The organism is Cedecea colo (assembly GCF_011808225.1).
Lineage (GTDB): Bacteria > Pseudomonadota > Gammaproteobacteria > Enterobacterales > Enterobacteriaceae > Dryocola > Dryocola colo.
In genome coordinates, this window is the sequence record NZ_SOYS01000001.1 from 778,727 (window position 1) to 804,133 (window position 25,407).

Here is a 25,407-nt window from a genome sequence, read left to right on the forward strand (position 1 = left end):
AAAGTCTTATTATAAATCACGCGATGCAGGCGAATTAACGAAAAAAAAACCTGCGGGCAAAGCCCACAGGTTTTTATCTGTCGGTTCGAACCTCAGAGCGCTTTCAGAATCGCTTCCACGCTGGCTTTCGCATCGCCAAACAGCATTTGCGTATTGTCTTTAAAGAACAGCGGGTTTTGTACCCCGGCATAGCCGGTATTCATTGAGCGCTTAAAGACGATAACGTTTTGCGCCTTCCACACTTCCAGCACCGGCATACCGGCGATTGGGCTACGCGGATCTTCCTGTGCGGCCGGGTTGACCGTATCGTTCGCGCCGATAACCAGCACGGTGTCGGTATCGGTGAAATCTTCGTTGATCTCATCCATTTCCAGCACCACGTCATACGGCACGCGCGCTTCAGCCAGCAGGACGTTCATATGACCAGGCAAACGGCCCGCCACCGGGTGAATACCAAAACGTACTTTGATCCCGCGCGCTCGCAGCTTCTCGGTAATTTCTGCAACCGGATACTGCGCCTGCGCAACCGCCATACCGTAGCCCGGGGTGATGATCACAGAGCTGGAGTTTTTCAGCATTTCCGCTGTCTCTTCCGCTGTAATTTCACGATGTTCCCCGGCCTCATCCGTTTCACCGGTAGACGAACCATCCGTGCCGAAACCACCGGCGATAACGCTAATGAACGAGCGGTTCATCGCTTTACACATGATGTACGACAGAATGGCACCCGATGAACCGACCAGCGCACCGGTAACGATCAGCAGATCGTTGCTGAGCATAAAGCCCGCCGCCGCCGCCGCCCAGCCTGAATAGGAGTTCAGCATGGAAACCACTACCGGCATATCCGCACCGCCGATAGACGCCACCAGATGCCAGCCGACCGCCAGCGCAACAATGGTCATAACCAGCACGGCCAGTACCTGCAGGCCAACGCTTTCGGTACGAACAAACACAATCAGCAGCGCAAAGGAAACGACCAGCGCCGCCAGATTCAGCTTGTGACGATTCGGCAGCATCAGCGGCTTAGAGGAAATCTTGCCGCGCAGCTTGCCAAACGCCACAATAGAGCCCGTAAAGGTCACCGCGCCGATAAAGATGCCGAGGAAAACTTCCGTTAAGTGGATGTTTTCCATCACCGGTTCGAGTCCTGGCGCATGATCCAGATAGCTGTTAAAGCCAACCAGAACCGCCGCAAGGCCCACGAAGCTGTGCAGAATCGCCACCAGCTCCGGCATCTCCGTCATTTCGACTTTCTTCGCAAGGTGCATACCGATAGCACCACCGATAACCATCGCCACGATTATCCATACGACGTTGCCCGTTTCCGGCCCAAAAATGGTCGCAACCAGCGCAATCGCCATACCGGCCATGCCGAACAGGTTGCCCTGCTTTGACGTTTCGTGTTTCGACAGCCCGGCCAGGCTGAAAATAAACAGGATCGCGGCAACAATGTATGCAGCTGTAACTAATCCACCAGACATTTGTTACCCCTTAGTTCTTCCGGAACATTTTCAGCATGCGCTGAGTGACGGTGAAACCACCAAAAATATTGATACTGGCAATCAGTACGGCGATAAAGCTCAGGAAACTGACCCAGCCGCCGTGACCAATTTGTAAAAGCGCGCCCACCACAATGATCCCGGAAATAGCGTTAGTGACCGACATCAACGGCGTATGCAACGCATGTGAAACGTTCCACACCACGTAATAACCCACCACGCAGGCCAGGGCAAACACCGTAAAGTGGCCGAGGAATTCTTTTGGCGCGACGTCAGCAAGCCAGCCAAAGAGAATAATCGCCAGCGCCATAAACGCGTATTTGCGCCATGGAGAAGCCGGTTTTTTCACTTCTAGCGGAGCGGCCGCTTTTGGCTGTGCCGCCTGAGGCTGGGCGGAAACCTGAATTGGCGGTGCAGGCCAGGTGACTTCGCCTTCGCGGATAACCGTTACGCCACGCACGACCACGTCTTCAAAATCGACATTGATATTGCCGTCTTTTTCTTTACAGAGCAGTTTCAGCAGGTTTACCAGGTTAGTGCCGTACAACTGTGAGGACTGGGTCGGTAAACGGCCCGGCAGGTCGGTGTAACCAATGACACGCACGCCGTTTGGCGTAACGGTAATTTTATCGGCCACCGTGTATTCACAGTTACCGCCATTTTGCGCCGCCAGATCGACAATCACGCTGCCCGCCTGCATGGAATCAACCATTTCACGGGTGATGAGTTTCGGGGCCGGTTTGCCCGGGATCAGGGCTGTGGTAACGATAATGTCGACTTCTTTCGCCTGCGCGGCGAACAGCGCCATTTCCGCTTTAATAAAGGCTTCGGACATTACTTTGGCATAGCCGTCGCCGCTGCCCGCTTCCTCTTTAAAGTCGAGCTCCAGGAACTCGGCGCCCATACTCTGAACCTGCTCTTTTACTTCAGGACGCGTATCAAAAGCCCGCACGATAGCGCCAAGGCTGTTTGCAGCACCGATTGCCGCAAGGCCTGCTACGCCCGCGCCTATCACCATTACTTTCGCCGGTGGCACTTTACCTGCCGCGGTTATCTGCCCCGTAAAGAAACGACCAAATTCATGGGCGGCTTCAACAATAGCGCGATAGCCTGCGATATTGGCCATGGAGCTCAACGCATCGAGCGACTGAGCACGCGAAATACGCGGCACCGAGTCCATTGCCATTACGGTGACGTTGCGCGCGGCGAGTTTTTCAAGCAGCTGCGCATTTTGCGCGGGCCAGATGAAGCTAACCAGCGTTGAGCCTTCGCGCAGCAGCTCAATTTCGCTGTCCTGCGGGGCATTTACTTTCAGAATGATGTCAGATTGCCAGACATCCTGAGTGTCGGTAACGGCGGCGCCCACCTGTTGAAACGCTTCGTCATCAAAGCTCGCCAGTTTGCCTGCGCCACTTTCAATGGCGACGGTAAACCCCAGCTTCTGTAGTTGTTCCACGGTTTTCGGTGTGGCAGCCACGCGGGATTCACCTGCCCACCGCTCTCTTGGTACACCAATACGCATAGTATTCCCTTCCATCTGTTTATTATGATGGTTTGCCAGACGTTGCCGTAGCCAACCGTATGCACGTTGCCCCTGACAAACGGCATCCCCGTTACCACTTCAACAAAAAATACATCTGTAACAAACTTTTTATAACCTACTGAAAATAACGCCTGTGATCCACATCATGATCGCAGTAATTGTATCTTTACCGCAAAAACTAAGGGCCAGCGCGCTCAGGCAGCTCTTTCTAACTAAAATTCATCGCTGATGCCTGATAATACGCTTAAGCGAAGCGGTAAAACATGATTCTGCGCCATGCTAAAAGCCAGTTTTAACATTGCATTAACTAAAGAAGTCGTAAGCTTTATCGATTTTACTGGTCAAGCGCGTGAATTAAGGACATATAATCTTTAGTTATGAAAATTCAGCGATTACGCATCGCTCCCCTGAAAAATGCCGCAGACAGTAGTGCTCATTCAATGCAATAATCTGCGGCCTACAGGTAATTTTCAGAGAATGCGGTATTAGTATTCATTTTGCGCAAGGCGAAGGATTATTTTTATGAAGCTCAAGAACACCCTTCTGGCGTCAGCCCTTATCTCCCTGACGACGCTTTCTGCTCAGGCAGCGCAGGAACTGACGCCAGATCAAGCGGCCTCTCTTAAACCTTTTGATCGCATCGTGGTGACGGGGCGTTTTAACGCCATCAGCGACGCGGCTAAAGCCGTTTCTCGTCGGGCTGACGACGCCGGCGCCGCTTCTTTCTACATCCAGGATCTGAATGACACCGGCAACAGCGGTAACTGGCGTGTAGTTGCTGATATTTTCCATGCGGATGCGCAGAAAGCCGAAGAAAAAGGCAACCGCGTCATCAATGGCGTGATGGAATTGCCAAAAGCTCAGGCTTACCTGCTCGAACCCTTCGATACCGTTACCGTTCAGGGGTTCTACCGCAGCCAGCCGGAAGTTAATGACGTCATTACCAAAGCCGCTAAAGCAAAAGGCGCATCCTCTTTCTTTATCGTGCGTCAGGTCGATGCAAACCAGGGCGGCAACCAGCGTATAACCGCGTTCATCTATAAAGCCGACGCCAAAAAACGCGTCGTGCAGGATCCGGATGCCATCCCTGCAAATTCAGAAGCGGGTAAAGCGGCACTGGCTGCCGGTGGTGCCGCTGCAAAAAACGTTGAAATTCCAGGCGTTGCCTCTTCCGCCACCCCAAGTTCTGACGTGGGCCGCTTCTTTGAAACCCAGTCATCAAAAGGTGGGCGTTACACTGTCACTCTGCCGGACGGCACGCAGGTGGAAGAGATCAACAAAATCACCGCCGCTCAGATGGTGCCTTTCGACAGCGTCAAGTTCACCGGCCACTACAGCGGCATGACCGAAGTGTCGTACCAGGTGGCGAAACGTGCAGCGAAGAAAGGCGCGAAGTTCTACCACGTGACCCGCCAGTGGCAGGAGCGTGGCGGCAACCTGACCGTCAGCGCCGACCTCTACAAATAATATAGCCATGTCCCGGGGGCAGCCTTCGCTGCCCTTTTTTGTGCCCTCTTTTTGCCCGATTAGTCCAATTTATGGCGCATGCCATTGCAAGCAGCGTCTACACTCCGTAAAATTCCGCGCCTTAGCGTGATCCACCATTTTTATGCGAAAAAGCATAATAATTATTCTGGATCCTGCCTCACATTTACTGGACAACTATGGAAAAGAAACTTGGCCTCGCCGCGTTAACCGCCCTGGTCCTCAGCTCGATGCTCGGCGCAGGGGTATTTAGCCTGCCGCAAAATATGGCAAGCATCGCAAGCCCCGCAGCGCTGTTAATTGGCTGGGCAATCACCGGCGCAGGCATCCTGTTGCTGGCGCTCGCTATGCTGGTGCTGACCCGCCTGCGTCCGGAGCTGGATGGCGGAATATTTACCTATGCCCGTGAAGGTTTTGGTGAATTAATCGGCTTCTGCTCCGCCTGGGGATACTGGCTGTGCGCGGTTATCGCTAACGTTTCCTATCTCGTCATTGTGTTCTCAGCGTTAAGCTTCTTTACCGATACGCCAGAGCTGCGCCTGTTTGGCGATGGCAATACCTGGCAATCCATCGTTGGCGCGTCTGTCTTGTTATGGATGGTTCACTGGCTGGTGCTGCGCGGCGTGCAAACCGCAGCGAGTATTAATCTGGTCGCCACTCTCGCTAAGCTTCTCCCGCTCGGTATGTTTATCGTGCTCGCAGCCATGGCTTTTCAACTTCGTACTTTTAGCCTCGACTTTTCCGGCCTGGCGTTAGGCGTGCCGGTTTGGGAGCAGGTTAAAAACACCATGCTGATTACGCTGTGGGTATTTATTGGCGTTGAGGGCGCCGTGGTCGTTTCCGCCCGCGCGCGCAATAAAAAAGATGTAGGACGCGCAACCCTGCTGGCCGTCATCGCCGCGCTGGGTGTTTATCTACTGGTAACGCTGCTTTCTCTTGGCGTGGTGGCTCGCCCTGAGCTGGCGACGATGCGCAACCCATCCATGGCTGGCATCATGGTAGAGATGATGGGCCCCTGGGGCGAAGTTATCATCGCCGCAGGCCTTATCGTCTCCGTATGCGGCGCCTACCTGAGCTGGACTATTATGGCCGCAGAAGTGCCTTTGCTTGCCGCTACGTATAAAGCGTTCCCAAAAATTTTTGCGCGCCAGAATAAAAATAACGCTCCTTCGGCGTCGCTATGGCTGACCAACATCAGCGTCCAGCTTTGCCTGGTATTAATCTGGCTGACCGGCTCTGACTACAACACGCTGCTGACGATTGCGTCGGAAATGATTCTGGTGCCCTATTTCCTGGTGGGCGCGTATTTATTAAAAGTGGCTATGCGTCCCCTGCATAAAGCCATCGGCCTCGGCGCATGCCTTTATGGCCTGTGGTTACTTTATGCGTCAGGCCCCATGCACCTCCTTTTGTCGGTGGTGTTATATGCTCCTGGATTACTTGTCTTTATGTACGCCCGCAGCACGCATGCTCATGAAATCAAGCTGAATATGCAGGAAAAAACGATTATTACAGTGATGTTGCTTGCCTCTTTTCCGGCGACATGGATGTTGATGAAATAGCGCCGCCCGACCGGCAAGCATGGAGAACTTATTAGTGGATAACGTGTTTTCTGGCCGGCCCGTGCTGATTACCGGCGCTGGCCGTCGTATCGGCCTTGCGCTTGCGAAAGATTTTCTGTCGCGTCATCAGCCGGTTATTGTCAGTTTCAGGACTCGCTACCCTTCTATTGATGAGCTCGAACAGGCGGGCGCGCTTTGCCTGTTCAGCGATTTCTCTACGGATGAAGGGATCAGGGCCTTCGCGGATAGCGTTATGCAGCGATGCAACGGCCTGCGTGCCATTATTCACAACGCCAGCGCCTGGCAGGCCGAATCTCAAACGGTTGCGCATAGCGACACGCTTGCGGCCATGCTGCAAATTCACGTTAATACGCCTTACCTGCTGAATCATCTGTTCGAACCTTTACTGCGCGGGCACGGCCACGCCGGTTCGGACATTATCCACTTTACCGATTATGTGGTTGAGCGCGGCAGCGACAAACATATCGCCTATGCCGCCAGTAAAGCTGCGTTAGATAACCTGACGCGTTCTTTCGCCCGTAAGCTGGCCCCTGAAGTGAAAGTCAATGCTATCGCTCCGGCCATGATTTCATTTAACGAAGGTGACGATGCGCAGTACCGCAAAGAAGCGCTGAATAAATCTTTGATGAAGGTGGCGCCGGGTGAAAAAGAGATCGTCGCCCTGGTAAATTACCTGCTGGAAAGCAGATATGTTACCGGACGCTCCCACGCGGTGGACGGCGGTCGTCCTCTTCGATAAATCTGTTTACCAGCGATTTATGGTGTAATAGATTCGCTCAGTGTATGTTTTCTCTTTTACCTGACGTGCCGGGTTATGAATAAAATCGTATATGTGGAAGATGACCCGGAAGTGGGCGCGCTGATTGCAGCCTATCTGGGAAAACATGACATTGAAGTGATTGTTGAAAGCCGTGGCGACTGCGCCGAAGCGGTGATCAAACAGCAACAGCCCGATCTGGTGCTTCTGGACGTCATGCTGCCGGGTAAAGACGGCATGACGTTATGTCGGGATCTACGGCCACAGTGGGACGGCCCCATTGTTCTGCTGACCTCTCTCGACAGCGACATGAACCATATTCTGTCGCTGGAGATGGGCGCTAACGATTATATTCTGAAAACCACGCCTCCCGCCGTATTGTTGGCGCGTCTGCGCCTGCATTTACGGCAGCGAATCTCTGCACAACACACCGTAGAAACCACGCCAGCGGCGTTAAAACCGCATAAGGCCATGAGGTTTGGCGCGCTTTGTATCGACCCACTGAACCGGCAGGTCACGCTCGGCGATGAGTATATTGCGCTTTCTACCGCAGATTTTGATTTGCTATGGGAGCTGGCCATGCACGCCGGACAAATTATGGACAGGGACGCGCTGCTGAAAAACCTGCGTGGCGTAAGCTACGACGGCATGGACAGAAGCGTGGACGTTGCCATTTCCCGGCTGCGCAAAAAATTGTACGACAGCGCCACGGAACCTTTTCGCATTAAAACCGTACGCAATAAAGGTTATCTTTTTGCGCCCCATGCCTGGGAAAGTACAGCGTGATGAAATAGCGATGCCGCGTGTAAGCGGCATCTGTCCTTTAGTGGTGCAGCATTTCATCCACCACCTGCGCGGTAGTCATGTTGTATGGATAGAAAGTCGGCCAGTTATCCATTTCTTTCAGCAGCGCTTCCTGAGATTCATTCCCCAGGAAAATATGAAAATGCCGGGATTTACGCGGGCCGATAATATGGTCGCTGAACTGGACATATTTCGGTGCCGCAGACTGGCTGTCTTTACATTCAAAGAGGTAACGGACGCCCTTTTTCCCCGAGACATAGTGCAGGATTTTAAACCCGGCATAACGGTATTCGCAGGACTTCACATCTTTTCCGACATGGAATTCCATAACGTTATTCTCAATACCAATTGTATCGATATTGGTTGCGTAGCCTGTTTTGTAATAGGCTTCTAGTTCAGCAAGCGATTTGCCGCTTTTTTTTGCCTTTTGTTCCAGCACCGGCGTCAAATCGCCCTTCAGCAGATAGGGATTCAGCGACTGCCAGATGCCATCCCAGTCGCTCAACGCACGATCTTTAACGTTTTTATCGTCAAACGTCCCTTCACTGGCTTTTTGTTCTGTCTCCGTTAAGGGCGCACCATGATGTGCATGGGCAAAAGCGTGTGAACTGCTCAGTAATACTCCCATTCCCAGTAAAATAGCGGCGATCTTCATGATTGTTACTTTCTCCCGTGTGGTCATTCACCTTGTTTTATATGTTATAACATAACACTAAGCCATGGCGAAAGCCTGCGTCTATAGCCAGACGCAGAGAACGCGAGCATACTTGTGCTCCATAACGCCCCTGAAGCGCAGGCGGCAGAACCAGTTAATTGATAGATCGGTAATTTTTAATGAAAAAGCTGTTTATTCAGTTTTATCTCCTGCTGTTTGTCTGCTTCCTTGTAATGACGATGCTGGTTGGGCTGGTCTATAAATTTACCGCCGAGCGTGCGGGCCGACAGTCGCTGGATGACCTGATGAAAAGTTCGCTCTATCTGATGCGTAGCGAGCTGCGGGAAATCCCGCCCCGCGACTGGAACAAGACCATCAACGATCTCGATCTCAACTTATCGTTTAAGTTAAACATCGAGCCGATGAGCAAATTTAAGCTTGATGACATTACCGCCCGTCATCTGCGCGAAGGGGAAATCGTCGCCCTTGATGACGAATATACGTTTATCCAGCGTATTCCCCGCAGCCATTACGTTCTGGCCGTTGGCCCTATTCCGTATTTGTTTTTTCTGCACCAGATGCGCCTGCTTGACGTAGCGCTGATGGCGTTTATCGCCATCTCGCTTGCCTTTCCCGTCTTCATCTGGATGCGCCCGCACTGGCAGGACATGCTGAAGCTGGAAACCGCAGCACAGCGGCTCGGCAAGGGGCATCTGGACGAGCGAATCCATTTCGACAGCGCTTCCAGTTTTGAACGCCTGGGAGTCGCCTTTAACCAGATGGCGGATAATATTAACGCGCTGATTGCCAGTAAAAAGCTGCTGATTGACGGTATCGCCCACGAACTGCGCACGCCGCTGGTTCGCCTGCGTTACCGGCTGGAAATGAGCGATAACCTTACCGCGGAAGAATCACAGGCGCTTAATCGTGATATCGGCCAGCTCGAAGGGCTTATCGATGAGCTGCTGACCTATGCCCGCCTCGACCGTCCGCAAACCGAACTGCACCTTTCGCCAGTCGATCTTCCGGACTGGCTGCAAAAGCATATTGCCGACGTTCGTCTCATCCATCCTCACCGCGAGATCGAACTGGAACGCCCTGCGGGCGGCGTATTCGGGCAGATTGATTTACGGCTTATGGAGCGCGTCATCGATAATCTTATTAATAACGCCCTTCGTTACAGCCAGCAAAAGCTGCGCGTCAGCCTGTGTCTGGAGGGACAAACGGCCGTATTGCAGGTTGAAGACGACGGTCCGGGCATTCCAGTGGAAGAGCGCGAGCATGTTTTTCAGCCGTTTGTTCGCCTTGACCCAAGCCGCGACAGGGCCACCGGTGGCTGTGGCCTTGGGCTTGCAATTGTGCGTTCTGTTGCGGTAGCAATGGGAGGTGCCGTTAGCGTGGAGAGCGGTTCTTCTGGCGGAGCTTGCATCCGCTTTAGCTGGCCGGTTAATACCGTCGAGTCTCAATCCTCATCTGTCGCATAAGCCCTTCTTTGTCCTGACTGACCTATGGCAACGCTGTTGGTCAGGTGTTCTTTTTTGTGTTATAAATTATAAGTATGTTGTAACTAAAGTGGGTGTGCGATGGCTGATTACGACCTGATTGAAAGACTGACCACAACGTTTCGCGAGCTTGAGCGGGATCTGCACCAGCTGCGGCTACAGCTGGATACCTGTCGCCTGCTGGTTGGGCGCGTGTTTACTCTGCCGGGAATTGAAAAAGGTCAGGAGCACGAGCCGCTAACGCACATTGAGGTGACGCAGCGAATCGGTAAAGAGGCGCACGAGGCGACGCTTGTTCACTTTACCCGCCTCTTCATCCAGCAGCAGTCAGAAAAAATCAGCAGCAAGGCTGCGGTGCGCCTTCCCGGCGCCGTTTGTTACGCCGTAAGCGCCGAAGAGTATCGGCAGATACATGAGCTGGTCGCGCGCATTAATCAACGCAAACTCGCGCTGGAAAAGATCATCAGCGTTGATTCAGGCCTGCCGAGCGTGCAGCGCTTTGAGTGGGTGCATCGTCATATTCCGGGTCTGATTACCCTCAACGCCTACCGCGCGATTACGCTTGTCGATAATCCCTCCACGCTGCGCTTTGGCTGGGCGAATAAGCAGATAATCAAAAATCTGACTCGCCATGAGGTGATGGCAATGCTTGAGAAGAGCCTGAAGGCAAACCGCGCCGTGCCGCCCTGGACGCGCGAACAGTGGGCGGAGCAAATCGAACGGGAATTAAACAACGTGGCCATGCTGTCCGACAGCGTCAAACTGAAGATTAAGCGGCCGGTAAAAGTGCAGCCGGTTGCGCGGGTATGGTATCAGGAGCAGCAAAAGCAGGTGCAGCTCGCCTGCCCTTCGCCGCTGATCGTTTTGTGCCAGCAGGATATCGGTGAGACGCCACCGGAGATTGGCGAGCTGCTGAACTACGATGCGGACAATATCCGCCACCGCTACAAGCCCGAAGCTCAGGCGCTGCGGCTGCTGATCCCGCGTTTACATTTGTATTGCGAGAAGTAAAAAGCGCCTCCGGGAAGGCGCTCCAGACCGGTGACAAACTCGCAACCAACACGGGTTGAACGTATACCGCCGGATAAAAAATAAGGAAAATCAATTCATTGATTTTCGGCTGATAACCACAAAGAAGGAGAAACCACGCTTTTTCCTTTCTTGTCAGCAATCTAAAGCGCCTGCGGGGAGGCGCTCAGGCCGGTGACAAACATCCGAAAACTTGGCTTCCGGATGTTTGCGAAGGCGCTCAAAACTTAAGACTTCATGCTGCCGACCATCTCCTCTGGCCGCACCCAGGCGTCAAACTCATCTTCGGTAAGATAACCCAGCTTTAAGGCTGAGGCTTTCAGCGTCAGCCCTTCTTTGTGCGCTTTTTTGGCAATTTCCGCCGCTTTGTCGTAGCCGATATGCGTATTCAGCGCGGTCACCAGCATCAGCGATTCATTCAGCAGCTGGCTGATACGGGCGTGGTTTGGCTCGATACCGATGGCGCAGTGCTCGTTAAAGCTTTCCATGCCGTCCGCCAGCAGGCGAATCGATTGCAGAACGTTGTGAATAACCATCGGACGATAGACGTTCAGCTCAAAGTTGCCGGAAGCGCCACCGATATTCACCGCCACATCGTTGCCCATCACCTGGCAACATAGCATGGTCATGGCTTCGCACTGGGTCGGGTTCACTTTCCCCGGCATAATGGAGCTGCCCGGTTCGTTTTCCGGAATGGCGATTTCACCGATGCCGCAACGCGGGCCGGAAGATAGCCAGCGCACGTCGTTGGCGATTTTCATCAGCGATGCCGCCAGGCCTTTTAGCGCGCCGTGCGCGTGCACCAACGCATCGCAGGTTGCCAGCGCCTCGAATTTATTAGGCGCGGTAACGAAAGGTTGCCCGGTGATTTCAGCCAGTTCCTTCGCCACCCGCACCGCGTATTCAGGATGCGTATTTAATCCCGTGCCTACGGCAGTGCCACCCAGCGCCAGCTCCGCCACGTGGGGCACGCTTTGTTCGATATGCTTAAGGTTATGCTCAAGCATCGCCACCCAGCCGGAAATCTCCTGCCCGAGCGTCAACGGCGTGGCATCCTGAAGATGCGTGCGGCCGATTTTGACGATCTCGCGAAAGGCTTCTGCTTTAGCCTGCAGCGTACCTTTCAGCACGTTGAGCTGCGGAATAAGCTGTTCACGCAGCGCTTTGACCGCCGCGACATGCATCGCCGTCGGGAAAACGTCGTTAGAGCTCTGGCTCTTGTTTACGTCATCGTTGGGATGAACCACGCGATCCATGCCGCGCACGCCGCCGAGCAGTTCGCTCGCCCGGTTCGCCAGCACTTCGTTCATGTTCATATTGCTTTGGGTGCCCGACCCCGTCTGCCAGATGGCAAGCGGGAACTCATCAGGATGTCTGCCGTCCAGCACTTCGTCCGCGGCGGCCAGTATCGCCTTGCCACGCTCAGCAGGAAGCAGGCCGAGATCCATGTTCACTTTCGCCGCCGCACGCTTGGTCAACGCCAGCGCCTGAATCAGCGCCACCGGCATTTTTTCCGTGGAGATGCGGAAATGCTCAAGCGAGCGCTGCGTTTGCGCCCCCCAGAGCTTATCTTCCGGAACATCAATGGGTCCCATGGAGTCTTTTTCAATACGACTGGATGCCATTTCTCTCTCCTTTTGAGCTATAAAAAAGCCGCCCCATACGGGCGGCTCAGAAACAGACAAATTTTTTGTTCGCAAGGTCCTGCAATGAAGGATCAATAAAACAAAGCATTATGTCCTCTGATTTACCCCAGGCCCCAAAAAAACCACGCTTTTTTGGGAGCTTGTCATCAAACTAGCCGCCCATGTGGGCGGCCAGGATTCTATTTCACGCATCGGCTACATTGTGAGGCGTGAATTTTCTGGAAGAAGTCGTTGCCCTTATCATCGACCAGAATGAAAGCCGGGAAATCTTCTACTTCGATTTTCCAGATAGCTTCCATACCCAACTCTGGATATTCCACGCAGGTCAGGCTCTTGATGCTCTGCTGCGCCAGTACCGCCGCCGGGCCACCAATGCTGCCCAGGTAGAAGCCGCCGTGTTTATGGCAGGCGTCCGTCACTTGCTGGCTACGGTTGCCTTTTGCCAGCATGACCATACTGCCGCCGTTGGCCTGGAGCAGATCCACATAGGAGTCCATGCGGCCTGCCGTAGTTGGGCCAAGCGAACCGGAAGCATAGCCATCCGGCGTTTTGGCCGGGCCTGCATAGTAGATCGGATGGTCTTTCACGTACTGCGGCAAGCCTTCGCCGCTGTCGATACGTTCTTTGAGCTTAGCGTGAGCGATATCGCGTGCCACAATAATAGTCCCGCTCAGGGAAAGCCGCGTAGAAACAGGATACTGAGAAAGCTGTTTCAGGATATCGCTCATCGGACGGTTAAGATCGACTTTAACTGCCTCGCCCTCGCCCGCCTGACGTAGCTCCTGCGGAATGAATTTGCCCGGATTGTGCTCCAGTTTTTCCAGCCAGATGCCGTCGCGGTTGATCTTCGCTTTGATGTTTCTGTCCGCAGAGCAGGATACGCCCATGCCGACCGGGCAGGATGCGCCGTGGCGCGGCAGACGCACAACGCGAATATCATGAGCAAAGTATTTGCCGCCGAACTGCGCGCCCAGGCCGAGGTTCTGCGCCTCTTTCAGCAGCTCTTCTTCCAGCTGAATATCGCGGAACGCCTGGCCGTGTTCGTTACCTTCCGTTGGCAGACCGTCGTAATATTTAGTGGAAGCAAGTTTTACCGTCTTAAGAGTGGATTCGGCAGAAGTGCCCCCGATAACAAAAGCCACGTGATAAGGCGGACAGGCCGCGGTGCCGAGGCTGCGCATTTTTTCCACCAGATAATCTTTCAGCTTGCCCGGGCTGAGCAACGCCTTGGTTTCCTGGTAAAGGTAGGTTTTGTTCGCTGAACCGCCGCCTTTAGCGATACAGAGGAATTTGTATTCGGCACCGTCCACGCTGTAGAGATCGATTTGCGCAGGCAGGTTCGTGCCGGTGTTCACCTCTTTGTACATATCCAGCGCGGCATTCTGGGAATAGCGCAGGTTATCTTCGATATAGGTGTTGTACACGCCCTGCGACAGCGCGGCTTCATCGCCGCCGCCCGTCCAGACGCGCTGGCCTTTTTTACCCACGATAATCGCGGTGCCCGTATCCTGGCAGGTCGGCAGGATGCCTTTAGCAGCGATCTCTGAGTTGCGCAGGAACTGCAGCGCAACATATCTGTCGTTTTCGCTAGCTTCGGGATCGTTAAGGATATCGGCGACCTGCTGCTGGTGAGCCGGGCGCAGCATAAAAGAGGCATCGTGGAAGGCGTGTTGGGCAACAAGGGTCAGAGCTTTCGGGTCAACTTTAAGGACTTCCTGCCCTTCGAATTCGGAGACTGAAACGTAATCCTGACTGAGCAGATAGTATTCAGTTTCATCTTTTTTTAACGGGAACGGCTCTTGATAATGAAAGGCTTTACTCGACATTGTTCTCTCACTTACGACATCAGATACGTTAATTATTCTGGCTGCGGGCACAGGCGTCTGTGCCAGGTTAAAAATTGAATCACAACATGCTACACAATTTTTTAACAAAAACTGAGACTAATACGACTTTTTACTCCCCTGGTTACTTCCCGACGGATTAATTGGTTTAATAGTCGCAAACTTATCGACATTACAGCGGGGCTTGATAATGCAAAAATTAATCAACTCAGTGCAGAACTATGCATGGGGAAGTAAAACTGCCTTAACGGAACTCTATGGCATGCAGAACCCGGACAGCCTACCGATGGCGGAATTGTGGATGGGCGCGCATCCCAAAAGCAGTTCAAAAGTGCTGGAAAACGGCCAGCCACGCGCGTTACGGGAGGCGATTGACGCCGATCAAACCGCTGCCCTGGGCGCGGCCGTTGCGCAGCGATTTGGCGAGCTGCCGTTCCTCTTCAAAGTGCTCTGCGCCGCTCAGCCGCTCTCCATTCAGGTGCACCCAAACAAAAAAGCGTCTGAAACCGGCTTTGCGAAGGAAAATGCCGCCGGTATCCCGCTTGACGCAGCCGAGCGTAATTATAAAGATCCTAACCACAAGCCTGAGCTGGTTTTTGCCCTGACCCCGTTCCTCGCCATGAACGCCTTCCGTGAGTTCTCTGAAATCGTCTCTTTGTTGCAGCCGGTTTCTGGCGCGCATAACGCTATCGCCCACTTCCTGCAGGAACCGGGTGCCGGGCGTTTAGCACAGCTGTTTGCCAGCCTGCTGAACATGCAGGGCGAAGAAAAATCACGTGCGTTAGCCGTGCTGAAAGCCGCGCTGAACGGCCAGCAGGGCGAGCCATGGGAAACCATCCGCGTGATTTCTGAATTCTACCCGGACGACAGCGGCCTGTTTTCTCCTCTGCTGCTCAACGTGGTTAAGCTCGAACCGGGTGAGGCGATGTTCCTGTTCGCGGAAACCCCGCACGCCTACCTTAAAGGCGTGGCGCTGGAAGTCATGGCCAACTCAGATAACGTGCTGCGCGCGGGCCTGACGCCAAAATATATCGATATTCCTGAACTGGTCGCCAACGTGAAGTTCGAGCCGAAACCAGCGGCCGAACTGCTGACCCAGCCGGTTAAAAACGGCAGCGAGCTGGACTTCCCTATTCCTGTCGAGGATTTCGCCTTCTCTTTACATGATTTAAGCGCCTCTCCGGCAGCGCTTGCCCAGGACAGCGCGGCAATCGTGTTCTGCGTGGAAGGTGAAACGGTGCTCAGCAAAGGCGAGCAGCAGCTGGTACTGAAGCCTGGCGAATCCGCTTTTATCGCAGCAAACGAATCACCCGTTTCCGCAAGCGGCGTAGGTCGCATCGCCCGCGTGTATAACAAGCTCTGAATTAAAGTGCCTTACTGATCTTTTAGGTATGGATTGCTAAGCTTAAAGCGATAGTTTTCAAAACGCCTGCGGGCGTTTAAGACCGCTGACAAATTTTTCTGTTTTAACGGATCTGAAATACGAACTCATAAAAACAAAGGATTATGTCTTCTGGTTTGCTCCAGACAGCCGAAAATGATGTTTTTCGGCTGTCTGTTACCAATATGAAACGCCTGCGGGCGTTTTTCATTCGACGGTCAGGGGATGTCTGACCGCCGCTTCAAAATGGACAGGACAAGATGAAAAAATCTCTGGTTGCGGTAGGTGTAATTGTTGCGCTGGGCGTGGTGTGGACGGGTGCTGCCTGGTATACCGGCAAACAGCTTGAAGGGCGTATGGCTGAGATGATCGGCAATGCGAACAGCGAATTAAACAGAGCCTCACCTGAAGCTGGCCTGACGCTGAGCTACCAGGACTATCACCGCGGCCTGTTCCACAGCAGCATGCAGTTAGTCATTAAACCGACGGCGGGCAAGCAAAGCGCGTTTCTCAAACCGGATCAAAGCGTTGTGTTCGCCGAAACCATCGACCACGGTCCTTTCCCGTTTGCCCAGTTAAAAAAATTCAATTTGATCCCGAGCATGGCTTCTATTCATACCGTGCTGGTCAATAACCCAACCACTAAGCCGCTGTTTGACAATACTCAGGGCCGGTCCTTTATCGATGCGCAGACCCGCGTAGGCTACAGCGGCGCCACCTCTTCTGATATCGAACTCCTTGCGCTGAACTATGCAAACGGCGAAGAGAAAGTGACCTTTAGCGGCGGCCAGTTCACGGCTGACGTAGACGGTGAAGGCAATAAAATCGCCCTTTCCGGTGAAGCGAAAAGCGGGCTTATTAACGTGGTCAACCAGTACGGCCAGCACGTACAGATGACCTTCAACAACGTGAAAACCGACGGCAATACCCGGCGCAGCGAATTTGACGAGCGCGTGGGCGAGCAAAAAGCCTCCATCGAAAAACTGGCGATTGCCGTTGAAGGCAAAGAAATGGCGGTCTTCGAAGGCTTAACGCTTAACGCGAAATCAGACGTGCAGGACGATAAAAAGCACCTTTCCGGGCAAATCGATTACTCCATCGACGCGCTGAAAGTGCAGAATCAAAATATGGGCAGCGGCAAACTGACGCTGAAAATCGGCAATATCGACGGCGCAGCGATGCATGAATTCAGCAGAATTTATAATACTGAATCCCAGAAGCTGCTGGCCGACCCGGCCGTGGTGGAAAACCCGGAAATTTATCAGCAGAAAGCGATTGAAGTCTTTGCGGCCAACTTCCCGCTGCTGCTCAAAGGCAACCCGGTCATTACCGTTGCGCCGCTGAGCTGGAAAAACGACAAAGGCGAAAGTACCTTCAACCTTTCGCTGTTCTTAAAAGATCCGGCCGCTGCCACGGGTGAAGCAACCACACCTGAACAGCAGGTAGACCGCGTGTTGAAATCTCTCGACAGCAAGCTTGTGATCCCAATGGATATGGCTACCAGGTTAATGACTCAGGTTGCGCAGCTTGAGGGTTATAAAGAGGAAGACGCCGCGAAACTGGCAAGCCAGCAGATCAAAGGCCTGGCGGCGATGGGCCAGATGTTCCGCGTCACCAGGATGGAAGACAACGACGTCGTTTCCAGCCTGCAATATGCTAACGGTCAGGTAACGCTTAACGGCCAGAAAATGTCCCTGAGCGATCTGATTGGCATGTTTGGCCTGCCGGGTACTGACGTGCCGCCTCCGGCGCCAGAGCTTGAGGCGCCCGTTCCGGCTGCGCCTTAGTAGTAAGCCTGATAAGCCTCCTTCGGGAGGCTTGAGATTGCCCTCAACTGCTGCGCAGCACCAGCCGCGCGGGCATTATCTGGTTACGCACTTCATCATCGCCATTTTTTGCCCGGGCCAGGATGCGTTGTCCTGCGCTGCGGCCTATTTCTCTTGCTGGCGTGGAAACCCAGGTCAGCGGTAAATCATCCAGCTCGTCATCCGTTACTTCCGCAAAAGCGGCAAGGGCCACGTGACGGTCGTAATAGCTGTCCAGGCTCCCTTCTCCGCTTTGCCGTCCGGCGCGCAGCAAACCGAACCAGGCACCCATGGCGATGGTGCTGTTATGGCAGAGCACGGCCGTGATGGTCGGATTTTGATGCAGCAAGGTGGTGATGGCGTCCGCCGCCTGCTTCTGGCTGGACTCGCATTCGATGATCCACTCGCTGTGGAACGGCAGCCCAAACTTTAACAGCGTTGAGCAATAGCCGCCGAGCCGCTCTGCTCGCGTCAGCGAAGAGCCACGGCCGCCGATCCAGGCAATGCGCTGATGCCCCCGCTTGATTAAATGCTCTGTCACCAGCTGCGCGGCCTGCATATTATCCGGGCGAATAATGTCCACTTCGTCGAGATAGCTGGCGCGGGAGGCGAAAACCAGCGGCAGATTTTTCTGTTCGGCTAATTCCCTTAGCTCCGCGCCCTGTCCCGCTGCGCCGGCGATAATTATGCCGTCCACTCCCTGGGCGATAAGCGTCTCGAAGCAACGCTGCATATGCTGACCTTTCGCGCCGCTTTGGGTGAGGCAGAGTAATTTGCCCTGCTTTTCCAGCTCGTCCGTCAGCCCCGCTGTCAGCTCCGCATAAAAGGAGTTACACAGATCGCGGACTATCAAACCAATAACGCCGCTTTGCCCGCCACGCAGCGATGCCGCCTGCCGGTTGCGTACAAAACCGAGTTTTTCGATAGCTTCATTTACGCGCGTCCCGGTAGCCGCGGAGATTCTGCCTTTGCCACTTAGCACAAGCGAAACCGTCGTCACCGATACACCTGCGGCATCGGCAACGTCGTTGATAGTGATTTTTTTTGCCATGGTGGTCATAAGCCGAACGGGTTCTCCATAAATCAGGTATAACTCGAGATAAAACGTTTTATCCGGATGCGCATATTAAGCGCTATGTCACGTTTTTAATCTGTGAACTATCGCGCAATATACTTTGGTAAAACGTTTTATCATCCAGCCAGTTTCATCTATCACTGTCTTTTATCACTCAGGATACAGGAGTCGTTATGGCGGCTAATACATCACAAAGAGTTACGCTTTGGGAGTTTTTTCAAAACCTCGGCAAAACCTTCATGCTACCGGTGGCGCTGCTATCATTCTGCGGCATCATGCTCGGTATCGGCAGCTCGTTAAGCAGCCATGACGTTATTACTCTGCTGCCTGCGCTGGGTAATCCGCTGCTGCAACCGATCTTTATCTGGATGAGTAAAGTCGGCTCTTTCGCCTTCAGCTTCCTGCCGGTGATGTTCTGTATTGCCATTCCGCTGGGTCTGGCGAGTGAAAATAAAGGCGTTGCCGCCTTCGCCGGTTTTGTCGGTTATGTAGTGATGAACCTTGGGGTTAACTTCTGGCTGACTGCCAAAGGTATTCTGCCAACTACCGATGCCGCAGTGCTGAAAGCCAACAACGTTCAGAACGTGCTGGGCATTCAGTCTATCGATACCGGTATTCTTGGCGCCGTTATCGCCGGTGTGATTGTGGCGATGCTGCATAAACGCTTCCACAATATCCGCCTGCCCGACGCGCTGGCCTTCTTTGGCGGCACCCGTTTTGTGCCGATTATCACCACCGTTGTGATGGGCCTGATCGGTCTGGTTATTCCCCTGATCTGGCCGGTATTCGCTGCGGGCATCACCGGCATCGGCAATCTGATTAACAGCGCTGGGATTTTTGGCCCGATGATTTTCGGCACCGGCGAACGTCTGCTGCTGCCGTTTGGCCTGCAACACATTCTGGTGGCGTTGATCCGCTTTACCGAAGCGGGCGGCACGATGGACGTTTGTGGTCATAGCGTCAGCGGCGCGCTGACTATCTTCCAGGCGCAGCTAAGTTGCCCAACGGTACAGGGTTTCTCTGAAAGCGCGACCCGCTTCCTGTCGCAGGGCAAAATGCCTGCCTTCCTGGGCGGACTGCCCGGCGCGGCGCTGGCGATGTATCACTGCGCCCGTCCGGAAAACCGCCACAAAATTAAAGGCCTGCTGATTTCCGGCGTCATTGCCTGCGTGGTTGGCGGCACTACGGAACCGCTGGAATTCCTGTTCCTGTTCGTGGCCCCGGTGCTGTACCTCATCCACGCCCTGCTGACCGGGCTTGGCTTTACCATGATGGCGGTGTTGGGTGTGACTATCGGCAACACCGACGGGAACGTTATCGACTTCGTGGTATTTGGTATCCTGCACGGCCTGTCTACCAAATGGTATATGGTGCCGGTTGTGGCGGCAGTCTGGTTTGCGGTGTACTACGGTATCTTCCGCTTCGCCATTACCCGCTTTAACATCAAGACGCCGGGCCGCGATATCGACACCACCAGCAGCGCGGAAAAAGCGCTTGCCGGCCAGGTGGGTAAATCCGGCTACAATGTTCCGGCGATGCTTACGGCACTTGGTGGAGCAGAAAACGTCGTCACGCTGGATAACTGCATTACCCGCCTGCGTATGACGGTGAAAGATATGTCGCTGGTTGACAGCGCCGCGCTGAAAAACCTCCGCGCCATCGGCGTTGTACAGCTAAACCAGCATAATTTACAGGTAGTAATCGGGCCGCAGGTGCAGTCGGTTAAAGATGAAATGGCAAGCCTGATGAGCACGGCTCAGGCGTAAATCAAAGAGCGGGCTTCGGTGCCCGTTTTTCTGTGAGGCTCTATGTTTGATTTCTCCGTTCCCGTTGACCGCCACGGCACGTGGTGCACCCAGTGGGATTACGTGGCAGACCGTTTTGGCGCGGCGGATTTGCTCCCCTTCACCATCTCCGATATGGATTTTCCGACCGCCCCGGTGATTCTCTCGGCGCTGCAACAACGCCTCACGCACGGCGTGCTCGGCTACAGCCGCTGGAAGAATGACGATTTTATCGGTGCCGTTGCGCACTGGTATCAGCAGCGTTTTAACAGCGCTATCGATCCTGAAAGCCTGGTCTACGGTCCCTCCGTTATATATATGGTTTCGCAGTTGATACGACAGTGGTCAGAACCCGGTGACGCGGTGCTTATTCATACCCCGGCCTATGATGCGTTTTATAAAGCGATTGAAGGCAACAAGCGCCAGGTATTCAGCGCGCCGCTGCATAATTGTGCCGCAGGCTGGCGGTGTGATATGGCCGCTCTTGAGGTACAGCTCGCAAAACCGGCATGTAAAATCATGCTGCTGTGCAGCCCGCAAAACCCGACGGGCAAAGTCTGGACGCGTGAAGAGCTGGAAACCATGGCGGAACTATGCGAACGCTATAACGTGCGCGTTATCAGCGATGAGATTCATATGGATATGGTTTGGGAAGGCCACCAGCACACGCCCTGGAACGCGGTGGGCAAAGGAGCCTGGGCGCTGTTTACCTCTGGGTCGAAGAGCTTCAATATTCCTGCCCTGACCGGCGCGTATGGACTGATTAACAACGAACAGGATCGCCAGAACTATCTTAGCATCCTGAAAGGCCAGCACGGGCTTTCCTCTCCCGCAGTGCTGGCCCTTGTTGCGCATATTGCCGCCTATCGTGAAGGCGAGCCGTGGCTTGACGCCCTGCGCGCTTATCTGCAAAGTAACCTTGAGTATGTCGCCGCTGCCCTGAATAGCGAGTTTGCGCAACTTAACTGGCGGCCGCCGCAGTCAACCTATCTGGCGTGGATCGATCTTCGCCCGCTTGGCCTGGAGGATCAGAGGCTGCAAAAAGCGCTCATTGAGCAGCAAAAAGTCGCCATCATGCCGGGATATACCTACGGTGAAGAGGGAAAAGGATTTATCCGTCTCAATGCCGGTTGCCCGCGAGGGAAGCTTAAGGAAGGCGTAAAAAGGCTGATCGCCGCCATTAAATCTCTGCAATAAATATAGGGGAGGCCGCGCCTCCTTTTATTTGCGCAACTTATTATTGCTGGCCAATAGCAATTTACTGGTGAATGTTTTTATACTACTACGCACTTTAATCAAAAAAAGAGTGCGACCATGATTGATACCACCCTGCCGTTAACCGATTTGCACCGCCACCTTGATGGCAATATTCGTGCACAAACCATTCTCGATCTGGGCCGCCAGTATAATTTGCCGCTTCCGGCAGCTTCCATAGAAGAGCTAATTCCGCACGTGCAGGTGGTTGAATCCGCACCGGATCTGGTGAGCTTCCTGTCGAAGCTGGACTGGGGTGTGAAGGTGCTTGCCACCCTTGACGCCTGCCGCCGCGTGGCCCGGGAAAATATTGAAGATGCCGCCCGTAACGGCCTGCATTATGTCGAGCTGCGTTTCTCGCCGGGCTATATGGCGATGACCCACAACCTGCCGGTTGCGGGCGTCGTTGAAGCTGTTATCGAAGGCGTGCGTGAGGGCTGTCGTGATTTTGGCGTCGAAGCCCGTTTGATTGGCATTATGAGCCGCACCTTCGGTGAAGCCGCCTGTCAGGCCGAGCTGGAAGCCCTGCTTGCTCATCGCGACCAGATAACCGCGCTGGATCTGGCGGGCGACGAACTCGGTTTCCCCGGCAGCCTGTTCCTGAGCCATTTTAATCGCGCACGCGACGCAGGCTGGCACATCACCGTTCACGCAGGTGAAGCGGCTGGCCCGGAAAGCATCTGGCAGGCAATTCGCGAGCTGGGCGCCGAGCGCATTGGTCACGGCGTTAAGGCGATTGAAGATCCGGCGCTGATGGACTTCCTGGCGGAGCAAGGCATCGGTATCGAATCCTGCCTGACATCCAATATTCAGACCAGTACCGTGCCATCACTGGATAAGCATCCGCTGATCAAATTCCTCGACCACGGCGTACTGGCAACGATTAATACCGACGACCCGGCGGTTCAGGGTATCGATATCGTGCATGAATATACCGTTGCGGCGCCGCGTGCGGGCCTGAGCGCGGCACAGATGCGTACCGCGCAGGAGAATGGTTTAAAAATTGCCTTCCTCAACGAGGCTGAAAAGCAGGCGTTACTCGCGAAAGTGCGCGCTGCTTAACATCACCCACGGCGGCCGGTCAGGAAGCGGACTCCAGCCGCCGTTTTTCATTTGCCGTTTTTCGCGCATAACGCTGCGCCAGCACTGCACAAACCATTAGCTGGATCTGGTGGAAAATCATCAGCGGCAGCACCATCATCCCCACCGCGCTTGCAGGAAACAGGACGTTTGCCATCGGCACGCCGTTCGCGAGGCTTTTCTTCGAGCCGCAGAAAACGATGGTAATTTCATCGGCGGTATTAAAGCCCAGCAGCCTTGCCGCCCAGGTATTCACCACCAGAACAATTGCCAGCAGCCCAATCGAACATCCCAGAATCGCTAACAGGGCGATGCCGTTAACCTGATGCCAGATCCCCTCGACCACCGCTTCGCTAAATGCGACGTACACCACCAGCAGAATAGATGAGCGATCCGTCAGGTTGATAAGCTTTTTATGTTTCTCCACCCAGCGGCTTATCAGCGGGCGCGACAGATGGCCAATCACAAACGGCACCATCAACTGCATAATGATTTTGCCAATCGCATGCAGCGTATCCGTCGTACCTTGCTGGGTATTCATCAGGGCGCCAACCAGCACCGGCGACAGGAAAATCCCCAGGATGCTTGATGCCGAGGCGCTGCAAACCGCAGCCGCCACGTTACCGCCGGCGACAGAAGTAAAAGCGATGGCCGACTGAACCGTTGCCGGTAGCGCGCAAAGGTAAAGGAAGCCCATATACAGCGGCTGGTTGAGAATAGTCGGCGTCAGGAAACTCATTGCCAGGCCAAGCAGAGGGAATAACACGAAGGTGCTGAGGAATACCACCAGATGCAGTTTCCAGTGTCCCATCCCGGCCACAATCGCCGCACGGGAAAGCTTCGCGCCGTGCATAAAAAACAGCAGCGCAATGGCAGCCGTGGTCAGATATTCAAAACCCGTTTTGACTCTTCCTTCACAGGGAAACAGCGAGGCCAACACCACAACGGCGATCATCACCAGTAAAAAATTATCGATTTTCAGACGCTGTAACCAGCCCATTCCATATCCTTGCTTTTTTCGTATGACTTCATTTCACTACTTTGCATCAATTTTTTATAACTTGCGAGTCGGATTTAGCCGCTTAAGAACTTATTTCCATTCCTTAGGGTTATGATAATGTATATTTCGTAATCACCTTTAATTTAAGTGGATTTAGTTATTATCGGCAACTCACTCTTCACCTTGAGAATAATCCCAATTCAGTAGATTCAGAACGCATTATTTTTAAATTTAAATGGATTTAAAAATCAGCGCTCTGGCCGCATCGCACAACTCATTGTATTAGATGAAAAATAAAAGTAATAACCTATCAAGCCAGCCAAAAAAAAATTATCGCCATTATACTTCAGCGAAAATTTCCCTGATTCGTGAATATAAAAACCCTTATTTTCTGGTAGATGCGAAAAGTTAACATACACTAATTATTACGCCGTCCGGCGTTTTATTCAGTGGAGTATGATTATGCCCTCAAATAACGTAAACCACCTCAGCGCTATTGCGGTGACAGTCCTGCTTGCCCTTTCTCTTTCCGCCTGTAGCGGAGGCGGCGGCGGTTCGCATAATACGGCGAAAAACAACCCAGCCACCGGAAATAACGCCGGCACGGGTTCGGATGGAGGAACCGGCAGCGGCGATGATGGCTCAACCGCCGGTAACGGCGGCGCTGGCTCAGGTTCAGGAGACAACGGTTCTGGTTCCGCAGGCACAGGCGGCGGTAGCGGAACCGGCGGCGGCAGCGATGGCGGCGGCACCAGTACCGCTTCGAACAATACGGCAGCAAACAATATTCTCGAGGATACCGGAAACGCGGGTAGCGGCCTTGGCTCAACGCTCACCAGCGTTGGTAGCCAGATTCCCCTCAACGACAATCCCGTTACCTCAACCGTTTCTCTGGCTGTCGAAGGTAGCGGAACTGCCGTTACTACCGTTAGCAATGGCATAACCCAGGGCCTGGGTAATGCGGATAACGAGAATGGTCTGGGTACAACCTTAACCGGTGCGACAAATACCGTTTCGGGTCTGGGCACGACGGTTTCGTCTATCGGCACTAACCTCGCCAGGACTACCGCTACTTCTCCGCTTAGTGGCGTAACAGGAACGGCTGGCGGCGTAGTGGACGCTACCGGCAAAGTGGTGACTTCCACGGGTAACGCGCTGACCTCAACCGTGCAAAGTGACGGCGTCACCAGACTCACCACAGCCACCACCGGCGTGGTAAATACCGCCCTGGCGGATACCCAGAAAACCACTCAGGCTGTCGGGGGCGCGACAGGCCTCGGCACGCCGGTTAACAACCTGTTGACGACGATTGGCACAGGCGTTAGCGATGCGGGCACCAGGGTGGGCAGCAGCACGCCCGCACTTAATGGCGCGGGACAGCTGGTCAATAACGTCGGTCAGGTTGTGACCGATGCCGGTGGCCTCGTTAAACCAGCGCAGTCATCCGGGAGCAGCGGTCTCTCTGCTGACGCTTCTGGCACGGTAGATGTCGGTGCAAAAGGGCTGGCGGCGAACGTTGGCGCTACGGTAAACGGCGTCACCACCGGTCTGTCTGCCGCCCTGACGACCAACAATACAGACACCACAGCCAACGGCAACACGAGCCCGGTAAACGGACTGACCAGTTCACTCGGTAATCTCTTAACGAAAAAGAAATAGTGCCTGACACGCATGTTCCCGG

General features: G+C 53.9%; 19 protein-coding genes. 12 read left to right on the forward strand and 7 right to left on the reverse strand.

Annotation, left to right across the window (positions count from 1 at the left end; all coding sequences use genetic code 11):
- Positions 1 to 92: 92 nt before the first annotated feature.
- Complete coding sequence (pntB, locus tag E2L00_RS03500; protein WP_167607037.1) at positions 93 to 1,481, reverse strand: Re/Si-specific NAD(P)(+) transhydrogenase subunit beta; 1,389 nt, start codon at positions 1,479 to 1,481, stop codon at positions 93 to 95.
- Between the two features lie 10 nt (positions 1,482 to 1,491).
- On the reverse strand, positions 1,492 to 3,021 hold the full coding sequence (pntA, locus tag E2L00_RS03505; RefSeq protein ID WP_167607040.1) for a Re/Si-specific NAD(P)(+) transhydrogenase subunit alpha: 1,530 nt from the start codon (positions 3,019 to 3,021) through the stop codon (positions 1,492 to 1,494).
- Between the two features lie 543 nt (positions 3,022 to 3,564).
- On the opposite strand from pntA, the gene ydgH reads away from it, so the two are divergent.
- The 4 genes from ydgH to rstA all read left to right on the forward strand — a co-directional run bounded on the left by ydgH (position 3,565) and on the right by rstA (position 7,653).
- Positions 3,565 to 4,509 carry a DUF1471 family protein YdgH gene (ydgH, locus tag E2L00_RS03510; RefSeq protein WP_167607043.1) on the forward strand — a complete coding sequence of 315 codons (945 nt, stop codon included), beginning with the start codon at positions 3,565 to 3,567 and terminating at the stop codon, positions 4,507 to 4,509.
- 197 nt (positions 4,510 to 4,706) lie between these two features.
- A complete protein-coding gene (locus tag E2L00_RS03515; RefSeq protein WP_167607046.1) occupies positions 4,707 to 6,089 on the forward strand; it encodes an amino acid permease in 1,383 nt (460 codons plus the stop codon).
- A gap of 19 nt (positions 6,090 to 6,108) precedes the next feature.
- The gene (gene folM / locus E2L00_RS03520; RefSeq protein WP_167607049.1) at positions 6,109 to 6,849 is read left to right on the forward strand and encodes a dihydromonapterin reductase; all 741 of its coding nucleotides are present in this window, start codon (positions 6,109 to 6,111) and stop codon (positions 6,847 to 6,849) included.
- Positions 6,850 to 6,924: 75 nt separating this feature from the next.
- Positions 6,925 to 7,653, forward strand: coding sequence for a two-component system response regulator RstA (gene rstA, locus E2L00_RS03525; RefSeq protein ID WP_167607052.1), 729 nt, complete (start codon positions 6,925 to 6,927; stop codon positions 7,651 to 7,653).
- A gap of 37 nt (positions 7,654 to 7,690) precedes the next feature.
- On the opposite strand, the gene zinT is transcribed toward rstA, so the two are convergent.
- The gene (gene zinT / locus E2L00_RS03530) at positions 7,691 to 8,326 is read right to left on the reverse strand and encodes a metal-binding protein ZinT (protein WP_167607056.1); all 636 of its coding nucleotides are present in this window, start codon (positions 8,324 to 8,326) and stop codon (positions 7,691 to 7,693) included.
- Positions 8,327 to 8,505: 179 nt separating this feature from the next.
- Between zinT and rstB the strand changes: the two genes are divergently transcribed.
- Both rstB and tus read left to right on the forward strand, forming a co-directional pair.
- The gene (gene rstB / locus E2L00_RS03535; protein ID WP_167607059.1) at positions 8,506 to 9,810 is read left to right on the forward strand and encodes a two-component system sensor histidine kinase RstB; all 1,305 of its coding nucleotides are present in this window, start codon (positions 8,506 to 8,508) and stop codon (positions 9,808 to 9,810) included.
- 99 nt (positions 9,811 to 9,909) lie between these two features.
- Positions 9,910 to 10,839, forward strand: a complete 930-nt coding sequence (gene tus, locus E2L00_RS03540) for a DNA replication terminus site-binding protein (protein ID WP_167607062.1) — start codon at positions 9,910 to 9,912, stop codon at positions 10,837 to 10,839.
- Positions 10,840 to 11,084: 245 nt separating this feature from the next.
- On the opposite strand, the gene fumC is transcribed toward tus, so the two are convergent.
- A complete protein-coding gene (gene fumC, locus E2L00_RS03545; RefSeq protein WP_167607065.1) occupies positions 11,085 to 12,482 on the reverse strand; it encodes a class II fumarate hydratase in 1,398 nt (465 codons plus the stop codon).
- Between the two features lie 200 nt (positions 12,483 to 12,682).
- Complete coding sequence (gene fumA, locus E2L00_RS03550) at positions 12,683 to 14,329, reverse strand: class I fumarate hydratase FumA (RefSeq protein ID WP_167607068.1); 1,647 nt, start codon at positions 14,327 to 14,329, stop codon at positions 12,683 to 12,685.
- A 208-nt stretch (positions 14,330 to 14,537) separates the two neighbouring features.
- Here fumA and manA point away from each other — a divergent pair, with 208 nt between their 5' ends.
- Together manA and E2L00_RS03560 are read left to right on the forward strand one after the other, a co-directional pair.
- Positions 14,538 to 15,710: a mannose-6-phosphate isomerase gene (gene manA / locus E2L00_RS03555; RefSeq protein WP_167607071.1), complete on the forward strand. Its 1,173-nt coding sequence runs from the start codon at positions 14,538 to 14,540 to the stop codon at positions 15,708 to 15,710.
- 278 nt (positions 15,711 to 15,988) lie between these two features.
- Positions 15,989 to 17,515, forward strand: coding sequence for a YdgA family protein (locus tag E2L00_RS03560; protein WP_167607074.1), 1,527 nt, complete (start codon positions 15,989 to 15,991; stop codon positions 17,513 to 17,515).
- Positions 17,516 to 17,558: 43 nt separating this feature from the next.
- Here E2L00_RS03560 and E2L00_RS03565 read toward each other — a convergent pair whose 3' ends face one another.
- Positions 17,559 to 18,593: a Mal regulon transcriptional regulator MalI gene (locus E2L00_RS03565; RefSeq protein WP_167607077.1), complete on the reverse strand. Its 1,035-nt coding sequence runs from the start codon at positions 18,591 to 18,593 to the stop codon at positions 17,559 to 17,561.
- A gap of 188 nt (positions 18,594 to 18,781) precedes the next feature.
- On the opposite strand from E2L00_RS03565, the gene malX reads away from it, so the two are divergent.
- From malX to add, 3 genes are all read left to right on the forward strand, one after another.
- Positions 18,782 to 20,374 carry a maltose/glucose-specific PTS transporter subunit IIBC gene (malX, locus tag E2L00_RS03570; RefSeq protein ID WP_167607080.1) on the forward strand — a complete coding sequence of 531 codons (1,593 nt, stop codon included), beginning with the start codon at positions 18,782 to 18,784 and terminating at the stop codon, positions 20,372 to 20,374.
- A gap of 42 nt (positions 20,375 to 20,416) precedes the next feature.
- Positions 20,417 to 21,589, forward strand: coding sequence for a MalY/PatB family protein (locus E2L00_RS03575; RefSeq protein ID WP_167607083.1), 1,173 nt, complete (start codon positions 20,417 to 20,419; stop codon positions 21,587 to 21,589).
- A 117-nt stretch (positions 21,590 to 21,706) separates the two neighbouring features.
- The gene (add, locus tag E2L00_RS03580) at positions 21,707 to 22,708 is read left to right on the forward strand and encodes an adenosine deaminase (protein WP_167607086.1); all 1,002 of its coding nucleotides are present in this window, start codon (positions 21,707 to 21,709) and stop codon (positions 22,706 to 22,708) included.
- Positions 22,709 to 22,727: 19 nt separating this feature from the next.
- Here the strand turns inward: add and E2L00_RS03585 are convergent, their stop codons facing one another.
- The gene (locus tag E2L00_RS03585) at positions 22,728 to 23,726 is read right to left on the reverse strand and encodes a bile acid:sodium symporter family protein (RefSeq protein ID WP_167607089.1); all 999 of its coding nucleotides are present in this window, start codon (positions 23,724 to 23,726) and stop codon (positions 22,728 to 22,730) included.
- Between the two features lie 462 nt (positions 23,727 to 24,188).
- On the opposite strand from E2L00_RS03585, the gene E2L00_RS03590 reads away from it, so the two are divergent.
- Entirely contained in the window at positions 24,189 to 25,385 is a 1,197-nt protein-coding gene (locus E2L00_RS03590) for a collagen-like triple helix repeat-containing protein (RefSeq protein ID WP_201279262.1), read from the forward strand.
- Positions 25,386 to 25,407 lie beyond the last annotated feature (22 nt).